The organism is Paenibacillus sp. 598K, from assembly GCF_003851045.1.
Classification (GTDB): Bacteria; Bacillota; Bacilli; order Paenibacillales; family Paenibacillaceae; genus Paenibacillus_D.
In genome coordinates this window covers 1-2,927 of record NZ_BFBX01000256.1, presented here as the reverse complement: position 1 = coordinate 2,927, position 2,927 = coordinate 1, and the positions used below count along the sequence as shown (strand labels likewise).

Annotated in this window: 1 protein-coding gene; it reads right to left on the bottom strand. The window is 67.0% G+C overall.

The annotated features are described in order from the left end of the window. Positions 1–2,927 (bottom strand): condensation domain-containing protein (locus PA598K_RS34945; RefSeq protein ID WP_148092054.1); only part of this gene is annotated, 2,927 nt, incomplete at both ends.

The following is a 2,927-nucleotide window of genomic DNA, read 5'->3' as shown; positions in this document are numbered from 1 at the left end:
CATCGTATCGAACAGCGGATGGCGCGACGGATCGCGCATCGGCTGCAGCACCTCTACCAACTCCTCGAATGGCACATCCTGATGCTCCAGCGCCTTCAGCGCGATCTCGCGGATCTGCGCCAGATAGTCGACGAAGCGTTGCTCCCCCTCAGGGTAGCTGCGCAGCGCCAGCGTATTGACGAACAGCCCTTGCATCCGGGCTGTATCGGGATGCGTGCGACCGGACACCGGCGTGCCGACGACCAGATCGGACTGGCCCGAGTAGCGATGCAGCAGCGTCGCGTAGGCTGCCAGCAGCACCATGTACAGCGTGCAGCCATGCGCTGCCGCCAGCGCTTGCAGCTGCCCCGCGAGCGCCGGGTCGATCTCGCGCGACAGGCTGTCGCCTGCAGCAGATTGCACAGCCGGACGCTGTCGGTCGAGCGGCAGCGCCAGCGGCTCGGTCCCTTGCAGCATGTCCGTCCAATAGTCCAGCTGACGCTTTAGCTCGCCGTCTGCCAGCGCCGCCTGCTGCCAGATCGCATAATCTTTGTATTGCAGCTCCAGCGGCGGCAGCGACTCCTCTTCGTACAACGCCTGGAGGTCGGCCAGCAGCAGCCCCATCGAGATGCCGTCGGTCGCTGCGTGATGGATATCGAGCAGCAGCAGCTGACGCTCCTCCCCGAGCCGCAGCAGCGCTGCCCGCAGCAACGGTCCCCGACTCAGATCGAAGGGCCGGACCCAGCGTTTCATCAGCTGAGCCGGGTCGGTCTCGCCCGTCTCGGCCAGCCGCTCCACACCATCCCAGGCGTCCTCGCGCACCCGCTGCACGAGGACGCCCTGCACGATCTCGAACACCGTACGCAACGGCTCATGCCGCCGGATCAGCGCAGACAGCGCCCGCTCGAGACGCGCCTCGTCGAGAGCGCCCTCCAGCATGAGCGCTTGCGGCATATTGTAGCGGGTGTCGTCGGGCTCCCATTGCTGCAGGATGACCATCCGCCGCTGCGCCGAGGACGCGGGATAGTATTCACGCTCCTGCGCAGGCTGCAGCGGAGGATAGGCTGCGACTCCCGCAGCCGGTGACCCGGCCTCCACTACTGCTTGCCGTAGCTCCGCAGCCTCGGAGCGGTCGCAACCAACCGCGATATCCTCCTCATCAAGCGCACACGATGGCGAGGGGGATACGCTCTGAGCGCCACCCGCGTCATCCACAGTGTTCGCTCCGCTCACCCCCTCAGCCCCTCCATGCGCGCCCTGCGCTCCGGTCTCCCCGGCGGTCTCTCCCTCAACAGACGTGGCGCTCCCATCCGGCTTGTCCTGCTCGTCCAGCCAAGCGGCGAGACGACGGATCGTCGGCAGCCGGAAGATCGTCGCCGGTCCGACCGCCGCCGTAGCCGTCTTGCCCAGCTCCGCAGCCAGCTGCATCGCGTGCAGCGAGTGGCCGCCCAGCGCGAAGAAATCGTCGTCGATCCCGACGCTCTCCAGCCCCAGCGTCGCCTGCCACAGCTCGGCCAGTCTGACCTCGGTCGCTGTGCCGGGACGCGCGTCGCCGCTGGCAATCGCCGGGCGCGGCAGCGCTGCGCGGTCCAGCTTGCCATTAGCCGTCAGAGGCAGAGCGGCCAGCGGGATCAGATGCAGCGGCACCATGTAGTCCGGCAGATGACGCGCCAGATAGTCGCGCACTTGCTCCGGCCCAGGCGTCGTCTCGGCATCACCGGCATAGTAGGCCGCCAGCTGCGGACCGCCGCCGCCCTGCCAGGCGACGACCGCGCCCTCCCGGATGTCGGGATGGCGCAGCAGCACCGACTCGATCTCGCCCGTCTCGATGCGGTAGCCCCGCACCTTGACCTGCTGGTCCCGACGACCGAGGAACGCGATCCGGCCGTCAGGCAGCCATGTCGCCGTATCCCCGGTCCGATACATTCGCTCGCCCTCCGCCAGCGGATTGGCGACGAAGCGGCGCTCCGTCTCCTCGGGCAGCCGCACATAGCCGCGCGCCAGCCCGTCCCCGGCGATGCACAGCTCCCCTGTTGCGCCTACCGGCTGTTGACGATTGTAGCGATCGAGGATATAGATGCGAGTATTGTCGACGGGACGGCCGATCGGCAGATTGACTGCCGGCTCCGCCAGCTCGCCGCTTGTCGTGACGATCGTATATTCGGTCGGACCGTAGTTGTTGACGAAGCGATACGGCGTCTCGCGATAGACGCGCAGCTTGTCGCCGCCGGTCGTCAGCAGCCGCAGGCTCGTATTGTCCAGCTCCAGGAACAGCTCGCAGAGCGGCGTCGGCAGGAAAGCCGCCGTCATCTGCTGCGTATGGAAGTAGTCATTGAGCGCATGGACATCTGTCCGGATCTCGTCAGACACCACATGCAGCTCCGCTCCGAACAGCAACGCCGAGAACATCTCCCAGATCGAGACGTCGAAGCCAAAGCCCGTCAGCTGGGCGGCCCGGTCCCCTGGTCCCAGCCCAAACTCGCGCTGATGCCAGCAGGCAAAATTAACGAGCGAGCGATGCTCGGTCAGCACGCCCTTGGGGTTGCCCGTCGTGCCGGACGTGTAGATGAGATAAGCAAGCCGCCGATGCTCCGGCATCGCCGACAACCGATCTGCCTCGATGTCGGTCGACTCCGTATCGTGAGACGATGCTACGCCCGTGCCCATCGGCACCGAGTCCCAATCCAAGTCTGCGCCGGTGTCCGTCGACACCGCATCCTGATCCGAGACTGCGCCTGTGCCCGCCGACACTACGTGTCCATTCGATGCTGCGTCGGCATGAGACGCCGCGACCAGCACCGCGTCTCCGCTCGCATCCAATCCCCGTTCTGTCCCCTGCGAGCCTACGCCCGCGCCGGGCAACGCTACCGCAGCCAGCTCGCCCGGCCCGAGCGACCAGCGCGTCGGCTCGGCCTCGCCCAGCGCCTCCAGCCGCTCCGCATTCACAG